Origin of the sequence: Enterococcus sp. 10F3_DIV0382 (assembly GCF_002140245.1) — a bacterium.
Lineage (GTDB): Bacteria > Bacillota > Bacilli > Lactobacillales > Enterococcaceae > Enterococcus_B > Enterococcus_B lactis.
The window spans coordinates 1,540,900-1,558,867 of the sequence record NZ_NGMF01000001.1 but is presented as its reverse complement, the minus strand read 5'-3'; the positions used below and the strand labels follow the sequence as shown (position 1 = coordinate 1,558,867).

The following is a 17,968-nucleotide window of genomic DNA, read 5'->3' as shown; positions in this document are numbered from 1 at the left end:
ATTTCACAGTTGTTATGATTGTTATGTAAAATAAAAAAGTTTAGGATACATCGATTTTTTGGGGAAATTCTTTTTGGGGGGTATCCTAAACCTTTTCTATTATTTTCTCATATTTTCCATTATTGGTCTAGACATATACTAATGAACTTCCTATCTATATGATGGATGAATCCTTTTTCATTTATCATGAGATAACTTTGCTCCAAACTTACTTATGATAGATGGATGGTATTTTTTGTTCACGTTCTAACAAACTTGACACATTTATGAATTCTTAATCTATCTATCCTATAATTATAAAAAAAGGAGGTGCTGCGTATGAAAGCTATTCATATTTCTTTGCTTTTTTTCGCTAGTGCATTGATTTTATTTGCTATTCATCTTTGCTCCCAGCCTTATATCAATAACAACGGAATATTAGTAGAACCAGCATTCTTTTGCTTACCGCTCGGTCTTTTATCCCTTTTTGCCTCCGCTGGATTCGGATTTGTTGCCTTTTTTAAACGATCGAAACAACAAATCTGACTATAAAATTTACGTAAAAGAGACCGTAAAAAAAACATATCACCTTTCCTTATTCCGAATAAATATTTTCCATAAACAATCTTTTGACAATAGGCTGGACGTCTCTTTCGCGAGAACTGATACACGGTACCTACAAGCTCTTCAGTCACCAGTCCCACTATTCATCAAACCTGAGAAGCTGCTTAGTTCCTTCTGACTCGGAACTAAGCAGTTTCTTCACATCCTCTTTTACATCATGAGCGTTTATTCCTTGAAAAATGCTACTAATTTTTGGTATGTTTCTTGCGCTTGTTTATTACTAAAATCAAACTGATATTCATGGTTCAAGACAACATTTTTCTTCGTATAGTCTACTTTTGTGACTTTCACTCCTACTTTTTCAAATGCAGAAGCTGTTTGTTCCATTTGTTTCGTAAACGTATTTGTGTTCCCATCCGTCAAGAATGTTTTTTGCGTCCAACGGTCTGCATGTCTTGCTAAAGCTAAATGTTTGACGTCTTCTAAACGTTCAAAGTTCTTACTATCAAAATAAGCCCATCCACATTTTGCATAAAGAAAGCTAGAAATCTTATCACTTACTTGGGTAAATGCAGAAGGGTCTAGTAGTCCAGACAAAGAAACAAATTTTGTGATCTGCTTGTTCTCCAAAGTTGGATCAAGTTGATCGGCTTTTTTGATTTCTTCGTTTTGAAGTGCTAACAAATACTCTCCGCTAATTTGTGCGCCTGCTGAATCGCCACCAATCGAAATATTCGACCAATCCGCTTGCTCTTTTATCTCTTTTTTGGCTGCTTGAATGGCTTCGTTCAATTGGATAACTGGTGTAGGATGCTTTGCTTCAGGTGATCGTTCATAATCGATATTTACGACGATCTGCTGCGTGTCTGAACATAGGTATTCCAAATAATCACGACAATCGTTTTTATCCCCTCCTACATATGCGCCTCCATGCATCCAGAAAAGGATGGGCAACTTTTTCTTCTCCGTTTTCGGTGTGTAGATATCCATATGATTGTTTTTGTACTTTGAAGGATAAGTTATTTCTTTATTTCTATCGATTTGTTTGATTTTTTGCTGGAAATCGTCTGGTCTGGCATATACTTGTTCTTTTTCACTTGTGTCAAATTGTTTTCTAACAAGCAAACTAATCGGCTTTGGTGTGATTTGATTAATCAAAAATACAGTGACTAAAATAACTACGATGATAACTGGCACTGCAATCACTATTCGCTTGAACCATTTCATTCATTTACCCTCTCTTTCTTCGCCAAATCCATGTGATAATCGTGCTAGCAGATAAAAATCCACCTGAATAAATGAGAAGCGAATGTTTCTTTTCCCCAGTTTTCGGCAACATTCCTTTTTTTGTATCTGTCTTTTTTTGTACTTTCACTGTCATCTGAATCGGTAGCGTATCATCACTTGATTGATCATCTCGAGGTTCATCCTTTCCCTTATTGTCTGCATTCTCTGCCGGATCTTGTTTTTTTGGTGGAACTACTGGGATTTTTTTGTAATGGTAAATAATAGTTGGTGTCGTCTCGTTAAAAACCCCTTCAGTCGGTCCTTCAACATTTGCTAATTCGTATCCTTCGAATGTCTTTTGCTCTGTCACATAATTCTCTCCATAAGCTCCGTAAAGCCGGATTTCGTCCTGGTCTTTGAGTAGACTTTTATTGTTTTCATCCACATATTTCACGTTTATCTGATCATGGAACACTACTTTCAAAAAGTCCGTTACATGTTTCGTGTAGGCAGCATGGTCAACTTCCTGTGCCTTTCCATGCCCTGCTCCTTCTACCAATAAAAGGTCTTTATATCCTCCTGCTAACTCATATAGTTTTTGCGCGTTAGACACAGGTACTACATCATCTGCCGTTCCATGGATGATCAATTTAGGCAATGAACCAGACATTCCAATCGTAGGTAGAGCGGCTGTCGGATCCAAATGCATCTCCTGATCAAAATAATATTGTTTCAAAAGCCCCATAAACAAATCTTCATGCTCTTGATCCCCAATGATGTCTAACTGATTTTTTATGGCAGGCGGTAATGCAGGGACTACTGTCTGGCTATACGTAAAACGTAGTTGTTCATCGATTGATGCAAATCCGCAATTTTCAATAATTCCTTTGACATTGACTGGGATATCTTTTGCTAATACAGACATCATCGTAGCTGCTCCCATGGAACCACCATACAGCAGGATCTTTTGAGATGGACGTTCTCGAACTTCTTGATTGATCCAGTAAAGGACATCATCTGATTCATATTGTCCATAGGTTACATAATCGCCTCCACTGTTACCAGTTGCTCTGGAATCAACAAATAATAAATTATACCCTGCCTTATAAAAATCATTGTATTCTTCTGTAACGATCCCATTATTCCAATTCCCTCTAAATCCGACATGGATCATGACTGTTTTATCTGAACCCTGGTCGACATAGTAAGCATACACATCCATCATTTTGCCGTCTTGTTTGTTTAGTACAGTTTGATGAAGTTGTTTTGTGTTTGGATAGAAGCCTGTGTTTTCTGTAGGCGTCGTACCATCATCTGTACCTCCAAGCATTGACATCAACACACTATTTTTAGAAAAAGCGATATCATACAATAGATAAGTAGCAATCAGATGTTTGATAATCTCTTTGTCTACACCATAATCCTTACCAAAAAGCTCACTTAATACTAAACCTATTAGTCGTGCGTTAATTTCATCTACTGGTCCATTAAGTATATCTGTCATCTGTTTACCGAAGTAATTAAGATATTTCTTACCATTGAAGTTTTCGCCTTTACCGATATCATCATTTTCTGTCCCATTCTCTTTGTCACTTACTTTAGCAGAAGAGGATTTGTCGTTTGGCGTTTTTGTAGCTGTTGCTTCATCTGTTTGTTGGTTATCTGTGGTAGCGGTCGTTTCTTGATCTGTGCTAGTAACAGATGTCTCAGCCGTTGTTTCAGTACTTGTTTCTGTTTGTGAAGTACTCGATTTCGTTTCGTTTCTAGCATCAGTTGTTTCCGTGGTTTCGACCTCCCTAGATCCCGATTCGGAAAAGATACTCTCTCCATATACTGACCATTGCGGGACATTTGTACTTACAGCAAATAAGACGACCAACGCTCCCTTTAACACTTGTTTTGTTCTCAATCGATTCACTCCTTTTTATGATTCTAGGAGAATTATATGTAAACGCAAACATTTTTTATACAAAAAACAAACGGTTTATCCCATAAAAATAGAACAGGATTATTTTCTCAATTTACGTAACAAAGCAGAATGGATACTGGTTTATCCATTCTGCTTTTCTTTAAACAATGAAACAGCTTATTGCTCCAAAAATGTCAGAAATCGTTTATCCCAAATCTTTTCGTAAAAAGCGATTGTTTCCTTTGCTTTCATAAAAGGATGATCATAAGTCGTCGCTGCTCCTCTGCACATCATAAGCTGGTATCCTAATCCATGAGCAAACTTCACAGTCGTATCTATACAATACTCTGTTTGCGCCCCACATAATTCGATCGAATGACAGTCCAATTCAGTTAATAACATACTCAAATTAGTCTTATAAAATGAATTCGCATGGGTTTTTCTCACAAAATAACTGTGTTCAGGAATAGATAATTCCGACAATAGCTCCCATGGTTTTGTTTTTGGTACTAATTGATCATCTTCGTGTTGAACGAAAATAACTGGCTTTCCAATCGTTTCGTATGCTTTGATTCTTTTATTCACTAATGCTGTCACTGTTTTTAATCCGTGTATCGGCGAAGAATCAAAACATACCCCTTTTTGTAAATCGATCACTACGAATGCGTCGGCTGTGTTTGACATACGTATGCCTTCTTTCTTGATTTAATAGTATTTCTTATCTAGTTAGTTCCTTTATACGTGACAACAATTTCTTATTTTACACCTATAAATGGCACTTTTCGACTATTTCTTCATGTTATTATTTCATAAATATTTAGCTATTGGAGGAATGTATCATGATTAAATTATATATAGGTTCTAGTTGCTCGTCTTCTAGACGCGCAAAACGTTGGCTTATCACACATGATATACCGTTTATCGAACAGAACTTAATTCGTCAACCACTAACCAAAAATGAATTTATCCACTTACTAAAATTGACAAACAATGGCGTGACCGAAATGCTCTCTACTCATTCTATTAGTTATAAAAATCTTGTTCACAGAATAGATGAGCTCAGTTTGAGTGAACTATATATTGAGATTCGTACGTCCCCTTCTTTATTGAAAAAACCGATTATCTACGACCAACCTGCAAAACTTTTGACTGGATTTAGCGAAGATAAAATCAGGATGTTCCTTCCTAAAACTAAAAGAAAACAAGAGCTCAACGAACTCTTGCTTTCTGGTCATCTTGTTGATTTTAAAGAAAATAATCTTTGCGTTCCTGTTATTTCCTGTTTCTCAAATATGTTAGTAAACAAAAATAAACCTGGCAAAGCTACAACTTCGCCAGGCAATACAGCACTCTCGAATGAAATATTCACTCAAAAATCTATCGTTTTATTCAATTTTAAATCTGTTGCTTTTATTCTTTATTTCACTCGATGGAAGAGAGAACGAAAATAGCTTGCTCCTACAAATCAAAATGAGTAACACAACCATCCATGTAATTAGCTTGTTTATGGTTCTACTACCAGTTTCTGGTAAATCGCTTTTTCTCTTATCTGTTTCTTTCGCTTTTTCTTGATGATCAATTCCACGAGAAACAAAATCAGACTGTTTTAGCACACTTTTTAGGTTGCTCCCTGCATTTCTCTTTTGTTCCTTAGTTGGTATGATAGGTACCAAATCAAGTTCATTATTTACTTTTCCTGTGCTGCTTTCGCTACTTGTGTTTCCTGTGCTACTTTCACTACTCGTACTATCCGTACTGCTTTCACTGCTCGTACTATCCGTACTGCTCGACGGTCCAACAACTGTCCAACTACTTGGTTTCAAATTCTCCGTAATCGTCATCTGTCCATCATAAAAAACAATCAAATCAACTTTATCTTTACTCTTGATCTCATCAATCGATAGTTCTGCAGAAATCATTATTGTATACTCAATACCAGCGGTCCATTGTACGTCCTTTAAATAAACTTCCCCAATAACCTTTTCTGAACTTCCATTACCATCCCAACCATATGTTAAAACAGCATGTATATCACTAGCATTCACGCTTTTATTTGGTTTGATCGGAACAGTAATGACTTGTTGTGTCACGTCATAAACGATCCGATCAGTTTTCACAGTAAATGAAAGATTTTCATTTGTCCGTTCATTTGCAGAAGTACTGATTCCAATCATTGCTGCAATTATACTTAGCCCAAGAATAACAAATAATACGGTCGCTGTTTTCTTCATTTCAATCACTCTCCATATAATAACCTTCTATTTGATAAAGGAATTATATAAAATGAAAATGATGAGAACACGACAGTCAGTTGTGAAAATCTAACAAAAGATGTCGTGTATTCGTTTGAATCTGTTTACTTTTTCGTTTAATCAATGAAAGACTTAAAAAAGCAAGACCGATATCAGCCTTGCTTTCTTCATCTTTTATTGATAAACAGCAGTATGTTTCTTCATTCGCTTTGTTTTATATGCATAGAGTAACAAACCAACAATCAAGACTAACAAGAATAATGTAGTCGATATAGACGCTTCAGCCCCAAAGTTTCCCCCAGTAATTATTGTGTTTTGCGATTGGACCAGAGTGGAGAAAAAACCTTGTTCTTACGTTCCGCTGACTGGTATACCTAAAATAACTCCTTGTGTCCAATTCCAAGTAATGTGAGCACCGATGGCCGTAAATAAACTTTCTGTACTGTAGATAAGTGCACTGAAAAAGCAACCTGCTAAAAAGATATTGAAAACTGCCAGAAATGTCATGTTAGGATTCAATCCGTGCAAAAGAGCAAATAATGCAGCAGATCCAATCATTGCTATTAACGGACCAAATCTAAGCAGCTGGTGCTGAAAAAAGCCACGGAATAAAAGCTCTTCGGATACCCCACTGCAATAAATAAAATAAAACTCGTGATCAGCGGCACAATATTTGCGTTTCCTGAATCTAACCGATACGCCCCTATCAAATATAATGGACTAGTAATAAGCAGAAACACTCCAATTCCACCAACGAGACCTCCCACTAAATACCCCCAGTCTTTTCCTCGTCCAGAAATACCATAATCTTCCACTTTTTTCCCTTCTATCTTACTAGCAAGAAATAAAGCTAGTAAAAAAACAACTAAATGTCCAACCGTACCAGCAATTGCTCCAATCCATTCACTGTCTCCAAGAAACATATCCGCAAGTGCATTATTGACAAGAATTCCTAAAACAAAACCAACTAAGACTATTAAAACAGAGCCAATCAATCGAATAATCCTGATCATCTTTCATCCCTCCTTTATATTAAGTGTAATAACCCTTTTCTTTCTTGTCTCGTGAAAACTATGTAAATGTTCTCCATCATAGAGAGAATAGATTTTTACGAACTAAGAATGTCTACAGCAACCTTACGAAAATGAAAGACTGTCTGCCTGGTTCTTCTGTTAGACTGTCTTTAATAAGGAAAGGATGGGAAATTTTTTAAAAAAACAACTACTGATTATGTGCCTTTCAGCATTTGCTATTTTGCTATTCTCAGGTTGTAGCAAGTCCAATGAAACAATTGCAACGTTTAAAGGTGGAACACTTACAGTTCAGGATTTTTATGATAACCCAAAAGTTAAATCAAACAATCAAACACTATTAAGAAAAATGATCGTCTTCAAAGCATTTGATGATGTATACGGAAAAGAGATTTCTTCAAAGGAAATAACAAAAGAATATAATGAACAGATCAAAAAACTTGGTCCAAACTACAAAGAACAATTAAAAGCAGTTGGCCAAACGGAAGAGACATATAAGAAACTTTTGAAACAGATGCTGGCTTTCCAGTACGGTTTGAAAGCCAATGTAAAATTAACAGATAAAGATCTAGACACTGCTTGGAAAGAATTCCATCCAGAAGTTAGTACACAGATCATCCCATTTTCGACTAAAGAAGAAGCAGATAATGCAAAAAAAGAAGTAAATGAAGGGGAAAATTTCTCCAAGCTTGTTCAAGCTTATGGAAAAAATAAAACACTAAAGGAAACTGATGGAAAAATGAATTTTGATTCAACCAATCCAGGGATTCCTACTGAAGTAAAAAAAGCAGCATTTCAATTAAACAACGGGGAAGTTTCTGATATCATTCCTGTAACAGATCCAACGACTTATCAGCAAAGCTATTATCTAGTAAAAATGGTAAAAAAACAGGATAAAGGTGCCAATAAAGATAAATACAAATCAGAGCTAGAAAAAATCGCCACGGAAACAAAAACCCTTGATACGGAATTCATGGATAAAACAATCCATAAAGTGATGAAAAAAGACAATGTAACTATTAAAGATCCTTATGTAAAAAATATATTCAAATAAACAAGTTTGACCCGATTGGGGATGTGGCAAGCAAGTTTCGGAAATTACTTCTTATTTCTTAAAGATGAACACTTCTGCCACGACCTCATGCGGGTTATTTTTTTCCATACCAAAACAAGTTCCATACCAAAACAAGTAACTGAATTTATCACAATCATATCAATATAAAATAAAAAAGAAGTATTTTTATTTATGAACATGCTATATAAAAAAACCTAAGTCAACTTGACGACCTAGGTTCAAAAATGGATATAAAGATGAATAATTACATAAAATGAATATATTATGTTTATAAATCACTAGGATTGATTTCATCCGTTTCTACGATTGGAACGGATGATTTTTTTAACACTTCAAATCGTTTAACGTCATTTACCCCATACACTTGATACTCGATTCCAGATTTATTTAGTTTATTGATTGTTTCTTCTGTAGCAGCATCATTAGATAGTGAGAGCAACGCTTTTTTATAACTTTTTACTTGTTCAATCTCATCTTCAAGTTTATTTTTTTGGTCATATAACCAAGATACTGTGCAGTCAGGATGATTCTTTACGACTTCGTCTCGGATCTTTTTATCCGTCAGTACAAAAAATGAACGTTCATACACACTATTTTGTTTTAGCGTGTTTACGATGTCATTAACAAAATGTTCATCCTGCCAGTTTCCTTTTGAACCATCCACGTTGACAATCAAGTTATTTTTTTTGATTTCCTTTACGGCTTCTTCAAAAGTAGGTATCTTAACTTTTTTATTTACGTATTCTGGATAGTTTTTCGTATCTAAATTAAACTTCTTTAGTTGTTTGATCGTGTATGTCTCTGGTTTCCCCGTTCCATCTGTTGTTCGATCCAATGTGTCATCATGCATCAAAAAATTCACGCCGTCTCTACTTGTCCGAACATCAATCTCGACTGCTTGGTAGCCTAATATTTTTGCTTGATGGATACTCTCCACCGTATTCTCAGGCGCAATAATGTGTGCGCCACGATGAGCCACTAAGTAAGTACCTTCATGTTCCAACCAATTATTTGCTAATGAAACACATCCTGTTAATAAAACAGTGAATAGCATTACTATTCCAATCTTTTTTTTCACTTGCCAAATCACCTCAAAAACAAGTATAGCAAACTTAAACCTGTTTAAAAAGTTATTTTAAAACGAGCTAAAAATATCCCTTATGGACTTTTTCTTCTTGTTCTGTTATACTAAAGAAACACGAAAGATATTTTTATGCGACACTTTTCATTTGTTTTTATGAAATTTATTCAAAACTGGCGTAACTTCAGAGTTACAAGGATGTATTAGAGGTTAGGGAATACATCGTTTAAATGAGAAATAAGTAATAGTTAGTAATAGTCACCGAAACTTTAAATTAATGAATATTGAATCGTCAGATAGCCTTCTCGAGTTTTCGAGAAGGCTATCGTTTATTTTATGGATAAGTGAGTCCGCAAGTCATTCCTCATCCCTCATCGGAGCTCATCAAGTATTTCTGACTGTCAATGTTGAAAATCAGACGTTTTGTAAGTCTATTTCTTTTTTTGATTGAAGGCATTATCTGCGATACCTTTACTTGTTTTTCCTCTTTTTGCATCATTTGCTAAAATCCCTGAGCGTTATATAAGCAATGTTTCTCTTTTTGATATATAATCATTTTATCATTTAAGAAAGGAGAATTCTAATGAAAACTTTAGATGCTATTGCATTAACTTTATTGATTGTGGGAGGGCTGAACTGGTTGTTGGTAGGCTTGTTCGAATTTGATTTAGTAGCTATGATTGCTGGTGGTTCAACAACTATTTTTGCGAAGATCATTTATATCATCGTAGGTATTTGTGCGATTTACTGCTTGAAATTTTTCCCTATGATTACTAGAAAAGTTGATGAAAGATATTAAAAAGCTATAATTATAAAAAAAGCAATTATCTTCATGAACCTTCCCATTAGTGGGAAGGTTTTTTTATTTGAAGTCATCTGATTCCACATGGAAAGTGGTATACTGAATCAAGATAATCTATTTTAGGAGGTACCATCATGAATAAAGGGATTTACGTAGGATTGTTAGGGGTTGTACTACTTTTTTCAGCCTGTGGAAATGCTACAAAGAATTCTATCAATGAATCTTCACTAACCAATTCAACACCTGTGGTCGGTTCAACTAAAAGTACTTCTACTGCTTCCATTACTAATACTTCTACTAATAATGTAGATTCTCAATATAGCCAATCAAGCATTCAGTCGTCTACCATTTCTTCAACATCTGAAATGCAAGAAAGAACTGAACCTTCTCTTCCATTGGAAAACTCTGATGAAGCACTTCTATTTCTTATTGCCCATCGTTCCGAATTACAAAGTGAAGATATCGTTACTAGCTTTTATCAAAAAATCGATCAAGATTATTTGTTCACGACTTCTAGCAAGCAGACTCGTGCCCAAGGAGGATCAGGAAGTGTCGGTTTCTATCGAGTTTCCCCCGATGGAGTGATCTTGATTACTGATGCGTACGGCACACCGTTTTGATGATATAGAAAATTTCACATTTCTGTCTGTTCATTGTGTGTTTTAACGCTATTTTATTTTGAAAAACGCGAACGAGTATCTCAATCGTTCGCGTTTTCTATTTCAAAATTCTCTGGTACGTCCCATTTATTCGCCACCATTTTTTTGTCAGATGCAGTCATACGATATAAGTGACCATTTGCGTCAACTACATAGTTTGCTACAGCTACTTCTTCCATAAAAATATCTACTTCTACTTCTCTAACTTGATTGATACGAACGTCAAACCAATAATGGTTAGCGCTTACAATAGTTGGATCTTCTAACTTCAAATGATAGTATGCCCACTTCTCTACTTGCTCTCTTGTTAAATTTGTGGTATCTACTTCGCTTTTTGTCAGTTGTGTAATAAAATTAGTCGCCGGATGGTTTTCTAAATCCAATTTTTCTACATTTGGGTAAAAGAATTTGCTTATTATAAAAAATGACACGATGATGATTCCTGCTATACAACATGTGTAATAGACGATTTTTCTTCTACGGGTTTTACGTATCGTTTTTATTTGGTAATTTCGCGCTTCTCGATCTCGCCATTTTCGTTGCTGCAAAGCTGTTTTTTCTTTTTCTAAAAGATAGCCGAGTTCACGTTTCTTTTGTGGATTGCTTGTCCTAGCGATTTCTAATTCTAAATGATAGATTCTGCTTTCTTCTCGCCAATAGGGATTTGTGGTTTTTGCCATATTTTCTCCTCTCTAAATTATTTTCTTACTATTATTCTAGCAAACCCTTTCTCAAATTAGAAAGATAACCTTTGTAATTCACTAGATGAAACATTCACAAAGACAATCGTTATACTTGAATTTTTTTCAAAATAGAGTTATTACATAAATAGGGATAAATAAAAAATACTCTATTGAAAGGATGATCAAAAATGGCAAATGTACCTAGCATTCGCGACATGTTCCCTGATTTCAATGATGTGTTTAGTCCAGCGTTCAATGATTTTTTAGGTGTTTCAAGTTATCCAAAAGTAGATTTAGTTGAAAACGAAAAAGAATACAAACTAACAGCTGATATGCCTGGCTGTGACAAAGAAGACACGACAGTTGAATATTCAGACAATACTTTGACGATCTCCGCCAACCACGAGTCCCATACGGAAGATAAAGAAAATGGCAACTATGTACGGAAAGAAAGACATTCGGTCTCTTACAAACGTTCATTCTATCTTCCTGATGTTGATGAAGAAAAAATCACCGGAACCTTTAAAAATGGTGTACTGAAATTAGCATTACCTAAAACGGCGCATCATCCAAAAGAAACGAAAAAAATTGAGTTAAACTAAGAACTTTCGCCTCTCAATAAATGAGAGGCGATATTTTTATTTTTGATAAGAACAAGTGATTTCTAATTGAAATTTATAGTTATTCAGAACTAATTCAATAATCCTAATTAAAATTTCAAACGATACAAAAAAATATTTTGTTTTGGCGATAAAGATGGTATGATCTCTCTTGGTAAAAAATATGGGAGTTGATCATTTGATTGTCTTAAGTAAACTTTTATTTTGGATACCATTCATCATAATGACCAGTATTTTCTTTTACTTATTCAAAAAACCGAACAAATACTTACTTTTATCTGCTTGTCCGATGATTTATTTTATCCATAAAATCAGAGGCTTTTATTATTATGACTCTGGTATTTCATTGTTTTACTACGAAATCGGTTTATTAGCTTCGGCCATCTTTTTCATTTGTGTGTTAGGATATTTCAGAAAAAAATAAGCTTCCAGTCAAAATTGGCTGGAAGTTTTTTATTTTGGCGTAGAACTTTTCATTTGATATTCATACAAGTTGATCCATTTTTCTATTATTAAGTACATACCATTGTTACTCTTTGAATGTGAGGGATAAAGAATAAAAGGAGCTGGTATTTTGTTAGCTATGAGTAAAGCTTTATATTTACTTCCCTGCACATTCATGTTTATTGTTTTATGTTACTTCAAAAGGGGGGAAAATGGTGCTGGATCTATGTTTTGCTGTTTCTTCCCTTTTTTCCGCTTATTTATTTTCTGGAAGAAATTTAGGATGACATGGCATGTGATTCTGCTTTTCTTTTTAGTCATTCCTTGGGGCTTATGCTCTCACTTATGTTCTTTGCCATTGTGCTATTTTTTTGAATAAAAAATAATGTATAAACACGTTTGTCCCAACTAATTTATCTTGTAACTTGATTTTTTGCATTAAAACCAAATAAAAAGATAAAAAAGTGCGGTATTTCGCACATTTTTATTATATATAAACGTTTAGACAAATTAGATTACTTTTAGGTTCGTGATACATTGGCATAGAAATTATTTGCAAATTATAAGTTTACATCATTTAATTATAGTTACATACTATTTTCCCCCCCTCATTCTCTGATATTCCAAAGATAATTTCTACTTTGTTTTGATTTTTGCAGTGATTCACATGACAAAAATGTTCGACTTTTCGATTGTATTTCTTACTTCAATTCATTAATAATGTGATTGTCACTTGTTTCATTTATTTAATCATTAGGAGGGGAAAATTTGAATACTGTTCGTTTGAAAAGAGGACTTTCTACCTTTGACTTGAAAATTTTAGGGATTACATTGATGTTTGTCGATCACATTCATCAAATGTTTTATCCGTTTGGTGTCCCCGACTGGCTGGATTGGTTTGGTAGACCAGTTGCTACTTTGTTCTTTTTTATAAGCGTTGTAGGCTTCTCACATACACATGATAAAAAGAAATATATGCAGCGGCTTTATCTCTCAATGGTTCTTATGGCCTTTTTTACTTATTTTTTAGGTAATATCGTTCATTATGATGAAGTAGTATTAATGAATAACATTTTCAGAGATCTGTTTATTGGTACGGTCATGATGTATGCAATCGATCTTTTCACTGAGGGAAAAAATACAGGAAGTTGGAAAAAGATTGTTACAAGTATTCTCTTATTCATTTTACCAATCTTGCTCTCATTATTTATCCCGTTGTTATTTTCTAGTCCTGTTATCCTTCAAAACAAAGTTGTTTTTATGCTGATTACATCATTTTTACCTGCACTGCTTTTGGCAGAAAATAGTTTTATGGTTCTTTTGATTCCTTTGCTTTATTTAGCAAGAAATCATCGTAACATTCAATGTGTCATCATTTCGATTGTTGCTGGAATATTCTTCTTTTTAGGTACGACCCAGTGGATAATGATCTTTTCAATCATCCCAATCTTGCTATATAACGGACAAAAAGGAAAAGGAATAAAATATTTCTTTTATATTTTTTATCCGGCACATATTGCCCTATTATATTTGCTGTCTGCCTTTTTATATAAATACTAGACTGATGAATGACCATTTCGATTCAGTTCCTGTCTTTAGTCTTTTTTACCCATTCCATGTTACAATCGCTTTGCAATCGATCTCAAAAAAGGAAGCAGGAGGGAAAAAGATGAAGCAACTATTACCGTTTTTGACATATAATGGTCAAGCAGAAGAAGCAATCAATTGGTATCACAAAGCTTTTCCTAACTCCCAAATCACTAAGTTGAATCGGTATGGGGATGCGAGCAAAGAGGAATCGGATCTTATCCTTGAAGGTGAACTTAAGTTAGGCAATCAAGTAATTGGATTTTTGGATATGTCAAAAGATTTCCCTGCGCCTGTCTCCACCTGGGCATCTACCATTTTGATTGAAGTAGATAATCAGGAAGAATTTGATCAGGCATTTAATACATTAAAAGATAGCGGAACCGTAATGATGCATGAAAAAAATTACGAAAAGTATACGGAAGTTTGCTGGGTGACTGACAAGTTTGGCTTTACTTGGCAACTGTTATTCTAGTCATGAGATAAAACGAAAAAGCGATAGTTGACTTTCCATATTTAGTGGATGGCAACTATCGCTTTTTCTCTCGAGTAGCATTACTTTTCTAATTTGAATAATTCGTCTAACGCATTGGAGAATGTTGTTATTTCAAAATCTGGAAATTTCTTTTTAAATTTATCAGAATTAAACTTGTTATCATAATGATATCTAGGTAGTAACTCTTTTAGCTCTTGCATATTTTTATTGAATATAGAACCAAGATCAAACATCCATTGTTTGATCACTTTATATTTTACCGGTTTGCACAACTTTTCTTCCATCAACTTTATCATCTCTTCATATGTTCGACTTACATCACAAGGTAGATGCCAAGTTTGGTTATAAGTGTCAGGATGATTTGCTAAAAGTGCCATGGCTTTACTAGCATCAGGTGTCCAAATCAAGGTCCTTAAAGTTTGATCAGAAATTGGTACCAAAGCAGTCTTATCGTCTTTCACTCGGTTAAACAATAAACTGTTTGTAATACTTTGCGTCTTATTAGGTCCATAAAATTCAGGAGCGCGACAAATCATCACATCGATGTCAGGATTCTCCATTTCAGTCACTAGCCGATCTGCCATTTTAGCTCGAACAGTGGATTTGATACCATCATAAATAAATTTGCTATCCTCAAATTGTTCCGTGTCATTTTTTTCGTACATATAAGTGTTATCGAAAAAAACTAATTTCGCCTTTGTTTCTTTACAAGCCTGTATGACATTTTCTAACATGATTTCAAATTTTGTTTTCCACTGTTCGGAGTCCATCGGTAATCCTGCAGCAAAATAAACAATCTCACTTCCTGCTACAGCACGAATAGTTGCCTCACGATCTAAAATATCCGCTGAGATTAGTTCGTCTGTATCGTTGATTGATTTCGGATTTCGACTAACTAAGCGCAACTGTTTCCCGTACGTTTGATTGAGTTCTTTTGCTAATTCGTATCCAATTTGGCCATTACTACCAATAACTGTTTGCATTTAGATAACCTCCTTGATGAATGTTCGTGCTAGTTCTCTTGTTGAATACGGGTTTTGTCCAGTAATCAGATGTCCATCCTTTACCACATGACTCTTAAAGAAACGCTTCTTGATAAAATGTCCTTTTCTCTTTACAGTCATCTCTTCATTATCATAAGGAACTACTTTGCTTTTCATCGCTAATCGTTCCTCCGTTTTAGTAAAACCAGTCAATTTTTTATTTGCTATTAAATAGTCATTATTAGCAAGTCTGATATTCAATAAACCTGCTATACCGTGGCACACAGATAATACATAGCCATTTGATTCATAAATATCACTCGCTATTTTTTGTAATGCGTTATTTTCTGGAAAATCCCACATCACACCATGTCCTCCGGTAAAGTAAATAGCAATATAATCTTCACTCTTTACGTTTGCAGGAGACAACGTATTCCTCAAACCTTTTTCAATAAATGTTGCATTAGAATAAATGTCCATAACATCAGAATCTAGATTTTTCATACTTCTAGGATCAATCGGCACATAGCCACCTAACGGACTAACAAAATCAGCTTCAAACTGATATTTATAGATTTCTGCTAAAAATTCTACTGTTTCTCCTAGCCAAAGCCCAGTAGCTTTATTTGTTCCTTTATATTGATTGACGTTTGTTTCAACGATCAGAATTTTCTTCACTATCTTTTAGCTCCTCTATTTCAGTTATTACATCATTCAAAAAATCTCTTAATTTGTATATATTTTTATTTTCGTGTTTTAGATAGTAAAAATTTTTAGTTCCTTCTTCTCTGACCTCTAATAAATCGGCGTCTTTTAAAATTTTCAAGTGGTGTGATACTGCTGGTCTTGATAAACCTGTATCGTCAGTTAGTTCTCCTACTTGCAAACCATGACAGCTTTTTTCATTTAATAGTCTAATCAAGATCAATTGTCTTTTTGTGTCACCTAACGCTGCTAAAAAACCACTCAATGATTCTAGTTCTGTTTTTAAACGATCATGTCTAATCATTGTAGCTCACCTCTTTGGTTTATACGTTTAAACCATTAAACCATATTTGGTAAAATATGTAAATTCCTTTGCTCAGAAAAGTATCTTCTTTATGATTTGACGGTTTCAGAAAAAAATATCAAAGCAAGTAAAAATTGAGTAACAGAAAATAAACAAACTAAATCAAACAATAGTGTTAAACTTAATCAATGAACGAAAAAAATCCCTCACCTAATATTACAGTGAAGGATTTTTTCTACCAACATAAACAAAAAAACCACCTCATATGAGGCGGTTAACATTCAACATTATTTTACGATATTTACTGCTTGAAGACCGCGTTGACCTTCTTCAATATCATAAGTAACTGCTTGGCCTTCATCTAAAGACTTAAAGCCTTCTCCTTGGATTGCTGAAAAATGAGCGAATACGTCATTTCCATCTTCACCAGTGATGAAACCAAAACCTTTATCTGAGTTAAACCATTTTACTGTACCTTTATTCATATATAATTCCTCCTGATACGTATATAATACGTGTTTTATTGCAATTAATATTACTTGGTAAAAGGAGTTTTTATAGTGTGAATATATCGCTCAGATTACGTTTCAAATTAGATTACTTATTTACTGTAACACGGATATAATACTAACACCTGTCTCTTATACACATCTAGATGTGTATAAGAGACAGATATAAGGTTTAAAAGATGTAAAATTTCAGAAAAATCACAACAATTGTTTAATGAACGAGTATGATCTCCGATTAAAAATCTCATATCTATCTACTTTCTTTTTGTTCTTCGTTAACTACTTACTTTTTCAACCTGAATGATGGCCGGCAATACAATTGCTCGCAATTTTATCCACTGCTTCTGTAGGAACACCGTATTTTTTAAACTTTGCTTTTATTTCAGTTAGTTCCGGTTTTCTGACTTTTTCCATTCTGGTGTGTTTGTAGTCCATTCGGAACTATTATCCTTAATATTTGGTTATTAGTTGATAAAGTGCTATTATCCTAATTGACATAAGACGATATGGGAGATGATACGGTGGTCACATTTAGCATGCTTTTATTTTGGATTCCAGTCTGTATTGGTATCAGCTCTTTTTTTTACTTCACTAAACGTTCTAGAAAAACAGTTATATTAATGCTTTCTTTTCTTCCTACAGCAATTTTTATCATAAAAATAGTGAAATATACATTTTATCAATCGCTTTCAGCATTATTTTTTTACGTAGTTGGGTTGTTTTTATCACTTATTCTTTTCATCATTGTTTTGCGATATCTTTATAAGAATGATTAATTATTATACATCGAAATGATTCTTGTTATCCTTAATGCTATTTTTTTAGATTACACATCTAGATGTGTATAAGAGACAGGGTAAATTCTGCTACTTCGGAAGCTGATGCGTATTATATCTATCTTTGACAATAAGTAATTGATGTGTTTTAAATATGCGTAACTCCGATGTTTATAAATTAATAGACAGCAACGGAAATAGTAAAAACATACTAGGAAACAAGGATGTGAATTTCAACTCTTCATAATTGTTCTTACTATTTTTCAACCGTTGCTGTCTATC

At 34.2% G+C, this 17,968-nt stretch carries 19 protein-coding genes and 4 pseudogenes; 11 read left to right on the top strand and 12 right to left on the bottom strand.

The features are described from left to right. The first annotated feature begins 318 nt into the window (after positions 1-318). Positions 319-525, top strand: a complete 207-nt coding sequence (locus A5849_RS07875; RefSeq protein ID WP_002306600.1) for a DUF3955 domain-containing protein — start codon at positions 319-321, stop codon at positions 523-525. A 243-nt stretch (positions 526-768) separates the two neighbouring features. Here the strand turns inward: A5849_RS07875 and A5849_RS07870 are convergent, their stop codons facing one another. From A5849_RS07870 to A5849_RS07860, 3 genes are all read right to left on the bottom strand, one after another. Next, entirely contained in the window at positions 769-1,770 is a 1,002-nt protein-coding gene (locus A5849_RS07870) for an alpha/beta hydrolase (RefSeq protein WP_002313716.1), read from the bottom strand. Positions 1,771-1,774: 4 nt separating this feature from the next. Beyond that, positions 1,775-3,688 carry a MucBP domain-containing protein gene (locus tag A5849_RS07865; protein WP_002309155.1) on the bottom strand — a complete coding sequence of 638 codons (1,914 nt, stop codon included), beginning with the start codon at positions 3,686-3,688 and terminating at the stop codon, positions 1,775-1,777. A gap of 168 nt (positions 3,689-3,856) precedes the next feature. Beyond that, positions 3,857-4,363, bottom strand: a complete 507-nt coding sequence (locus A5849_RS07860) for a cysteine hydrolase family protein (protein ID WP_002309154.1) — start codon at positions 4,361-4,363, stop codon at positions 3,857-3,859. Positions 4,364-4,518: 155 nt separating this feature from the next. Here A5849_RS07860 and A5849_RS15335 point away from each other — a divergent pair. Next, a pseudogene (locus A5849_RS15335) lies at positions 4,519-4,884 on the top strand (Spx/MgsR family RNA polymerase-binding regulatory protein); the annotation flags it as partial. Between the two features lie 212 nt (positions 4,885-5,096). On the opposite strand, the pseudogene A5849_RS07850 reads toward A5849_RS15335, so the two are convergent. Beyond that, positions 5,097-5,910 (bottom strand): annotated as a pseudogene (locus tag A5849_RS07850) (cell wall anchor protein). A 195-nt stretch (positions 5,911-6,105) separates the two neighbouring features. After that, positions 6,106-6,944 (bottom strand): annotated as a pseudogene (locus tag A5849_RS14755) (lysostaphin resistance A-like protein). A gap of 184 nt (positions 6,945-7,128) precedes the next feature. Here A5849_RS14755 and A5849_RS07835 point away from each other — a divergent pair. After that, a complete protein-coding gene (locus tag A5849_RS07835) occupies positions 7,129-8,016 on the top strand; it encodes a peptidylprolyl isomerase (protein ID WP_002293286.1) in 888 nt (295 codons plus the stop codon). A 289-nt stretch (positions 8,017-8,305) separates the two neighbouring features. Here the strand turns inward: A5849_RS07835 and A5849_RS07830 are convergent, their stop codons facing one another. Then, complete coding sequence (locus tag A5849_RS07830; protein WP_086310089.1) at positions 8,306-9,091, bottom strand: glycerophosphodiester phosphodiesterase family protein; 786 nt, start codon at positions 9,089-9,091, stop codon at positions 8,306-8,308. Between the two features lie 610 nt (positions 9,092-9,701). Between A5849_RS07830 and A5849_RS07825 the strand changes: the two genes are divergently transcribed. Together A5849_RS07825 and A5849_RS07820 are read left to right on the top strand one after the other, a co-directional pair. Then, positions 9,702-9,917 carry a DUF378 domain-containing protein gene (locus A5849_RS07825; protein WP_002293281.1) on the top strand — a complete coding sequence of 72 codons (216 nt, stop codon included), beginning with the start codon at positions 9,702-9,704 and terminating at the stop codon, positions 9,915-9,917. Between the two features lie 137 nt (positions 9,918-10,054). Beyond that, on the top strand, positions 10,055-10,540 hold the full coding sequence (locus A5849_RS07820; RefSeq protein ID WP_002306582.1) for a hypothetical protein: 486 nt from the start codon (positions 10,055-10,057) through the stop codon (positions 10,538-10,540). Between the two features lie 80 nt (positions 10,541-10,620). Here A5849_RS07820 and A5849_RS07815 read toward each other — a convergent pair whose 3' ends face one another. Then, on the bottom strand, positions 10,621-11,259 hold the full coding sequence (locus tag A5849_RS07815; protein ID WP_002291921.1) for a hypothetical protein: 639 nt from the start codon (positions 11,257-11,259) through the stop codon (positions 10,621-10,623). 191 nt (positions 11,260-11,450) lie between these two features. On the opposite strand from A5849_RS07815, the gene A5849_RS07810 reads away from it, so the two are divergent. From A5849_RS07810 to A5849_RS07795, 5 genes and pseudogenes are all read left to right on the top strand, one after another. Continuing rightward, positions 11,451-11,864: an Hsp20/alpha crystallin family protein gene (locus A5849_RS07810; protein ID WP_002291922.1), complete on the top strand. Its 414-nt coding sequence runs from the start codon at positions 11,451-11,453 to the stop codon at positions 11,862-11,864. A gap of 181 nt (positions 11,865-12,045) precedes the next feature. Next, on the top strand, positions 12,046-12,306 hold the full coding sequence (locus A5849_RS15330) for a hypothetical protein (RefSeq protein ID WP_033606565.1): 261 nt from the start codon (positions 12,046-12,048) through the stop codon (positions 12,304-12,306). Between the two features lie 159 nt (positions 12,307-12,465). Next, a pseudogene (locus A5849_RS15325) lies at positions 12,466-12,701 on the top strand (hypothetical protein). Between the two features lie 393 nt (positions 12,702-13,094). Further along, entirely contained in the window at positions 13,095-13,886 is a 792-nt protein-coding gene (locus tag A5849_RS07800) for a TraX family protein (RefSeq protein ID WP_002291925.1), read from the top strand. Between the two features lie 109 nt (positions 13,887-13,995). After that, on the top strand, positions 13,996-14,388 hold the full coding sequence (locus A5849_RS07795; RefSeq protein ID WP_002291926.1) for a VOC family protein: 393 nt from the start codon (positions 13,996-13,998) through the stop codon (positions 14,386-14,388). Between the two features lie 80 nt (positions 14,389-14,468). Here the strand turns inward: A5849_RS07795 and A5849_RS07790 are convergent, their stop codons facing one another. From A5849_RS07790 to A5849_RS14955, 5 genes are all read right to left on the bottom strand, one after another. Continuing rightward, positions 14,469-15,392, bottom strand: a complete 924-nt coding sequence (locus A5849_RS07790) for an NAD-dependent epimerase/dehydratase family protein (protein WP_002291928.1) — start codon at positions 15,390-15,392, stop codon at positions 14,469-14,471. Next, positions 15,393-16,070 (bottom strand): type 1 glutamine amidotransferase domain-containing protein, encoded by a 678-nt coding sequence (locus A5849_RS07785; RefSeq protein WP_086310030.1) that lies wholly within the window; start codon positions 16,068-16,070, stop codon positions 15,393-15,395. It abuts the gene before it with no gap. Further along, positions 16,048-16,401, bottom strand: coding sequence for a helix-turn-helix transcriptional regulator (locus tag A5849_RS07780; protein ID WP_002306577.1), 354 nt, complete (start codon positions 16,399-16,401; stop codon positions 16,048-16,050). The genes A5849_RS07785 and A5849_RS07780 overlap by 23 nt, the downstream gene beginning before the upstream one ends. A gap of 287 nt (positions 16,402-16,688) precedes the next feature. After that, on the bottom strand, positions 16,689-16,886 hold the full coding sequence (locus A5849_RS07775; RefSeq protein ID WP_002291933.1) for a cold-shock protein: 198 nt from the start codon (positions 16,884-16,886) through the stop codon (positions 16,689-16,691). Between the two features lie 315 nt (positions 16,887-17,201). After that, positions 17,202-17,345 (bottom strand): hypothetical protein, encoded by a 144-nt coding sequence (locus A5849_RS14955; protein ID WP_002291935.1) that lies wholly within the window; start codon positions 17,343-17,345, stop codon positions 17,202-17,204. Between the two features lie 86 nt (positions 17,346-17,431). On the opposite strand from A5849_RS14955, the gene A5849_RS15205 reads away from it, so the two are divergent. Next, on the top strand, positions 17,432-17,686 hold the full coding sequence (locus A5849_RS15205) for a hypothetical protein (RefSeq protein ID WP_002306574.1): 255 nt from the start codon (positions 17,432-17,434) through the stop codon (positions 17,684-17,686). Positions 17,687-17,968: the final 282 nt, after the last annotated feature.

Excerpts from the sequence above, each read along its gene's own strand:
- A5849_RS07875 (WP_002306600.1), top strand. The coding sequence starts at position 319 with ATGAAAGCTATTCATATTTCTTTGCTTTTTTTCGCTAGTGCATTGATT.
- A5849_RS07870 (WP_002313716.1), bottom strand. The coding sequence starts at position 1,770 with ATGAAATGGTTCAAGCGAATAGTGATTGCAGTGCCAGTTATCATCGTA.
- A5849_RS07860 (WP_002309154.1), bottom strand. The coding sequence starts at position 4,363 with ATGTCAAACACAGCCGACGCATTCGTAGTGATCGATTTACAAAAAGGG.
- A5849_RS07835 (WP_002293286.1), top strand. The coding sequence starts at position 7,129 with ATGGGAAATTTTTTAAAAAAACAACTACTGATTATGTGCCTTTCAGCA.
- A5849_RS07830 (WP_086310089.1), bottom strand. The coding sequence starts at position 9,091 with ATGCTATTCACTGTTTTATTAACAGGATGTGTTTCATTAGCAAATAAT.
- A5849_RS07825 (WP_002293281.1), top strand. The coding sequence starts at position 9,702 with ATGAAAACTTTAGATGCTATTGCATTAACTTTATTGATTGTGGGAGGG.
- A5849_RS07820 (WP_002306582.1), top strand. The coding sequence starts at position 10,055 with ATGAATAAAGGGATTTACGTAGGATTGTTAGGGGTTGTACTACTTTTT.
- A5849_RS07815 (WP_002291921.1), bottom strand. The coding sequence starts at position 11,259 with ATGGCAAAAACCACAAATCCCTATTGGCGAGAAGAAAGCAGAATCTAT.
- A5849_RS07810 (WP_002291922.1), top strand. The coding sequence starts at position 11,451 with ATGGCAAATGTACCTAGCATTCGCGACATGTTCCCTGATTTCAATGAT.
- A5849_RS15330 (WP_033606565.1), top strand. The coding sequence starts at position 12,046 with ATGGGAGTTGATCATTTGATTGTCTTAAGTAAACTTTTATTTTGGATA.
- A5849_RS07795 (WP_002291926.1), top strand. The coding sequence starts at position 13,996 with ATGAAGCAACTATTACCGTTTTTGACATATAATGGTCAAGCAGAAGAA.
- A5849_RS07790 (WP_002291928.1), bottom strand. The coding sequence starts at position 15,392 with ATGCAAACAGTTATTGGTAGTAATGGCCAAATTGGATACGAATTAGCA.
- A5849_RS07780 (WP_002306577.1), bottom strand. The coding sequence starts at position 16,401 with ATGATTAGACATGATCGTTTAAAAACAGAACTAGAATCATTGAGTGGT.
- A5849_RS07775 (WP_002291933.1), bottom strand. The coding sequence starts at position 16,886 with ATGAATAAAGGTACAGTAAAATGGTTTAACTCAGATAAAGGTTTTGGT.
- A5849_RS14955 (WP_002291935.1), bottom strand. The coding sequence starts at position 17,345 with ATGGACTACAAACACACCAGAATGGAAAAAGTCAGAAAACCGGAACTA.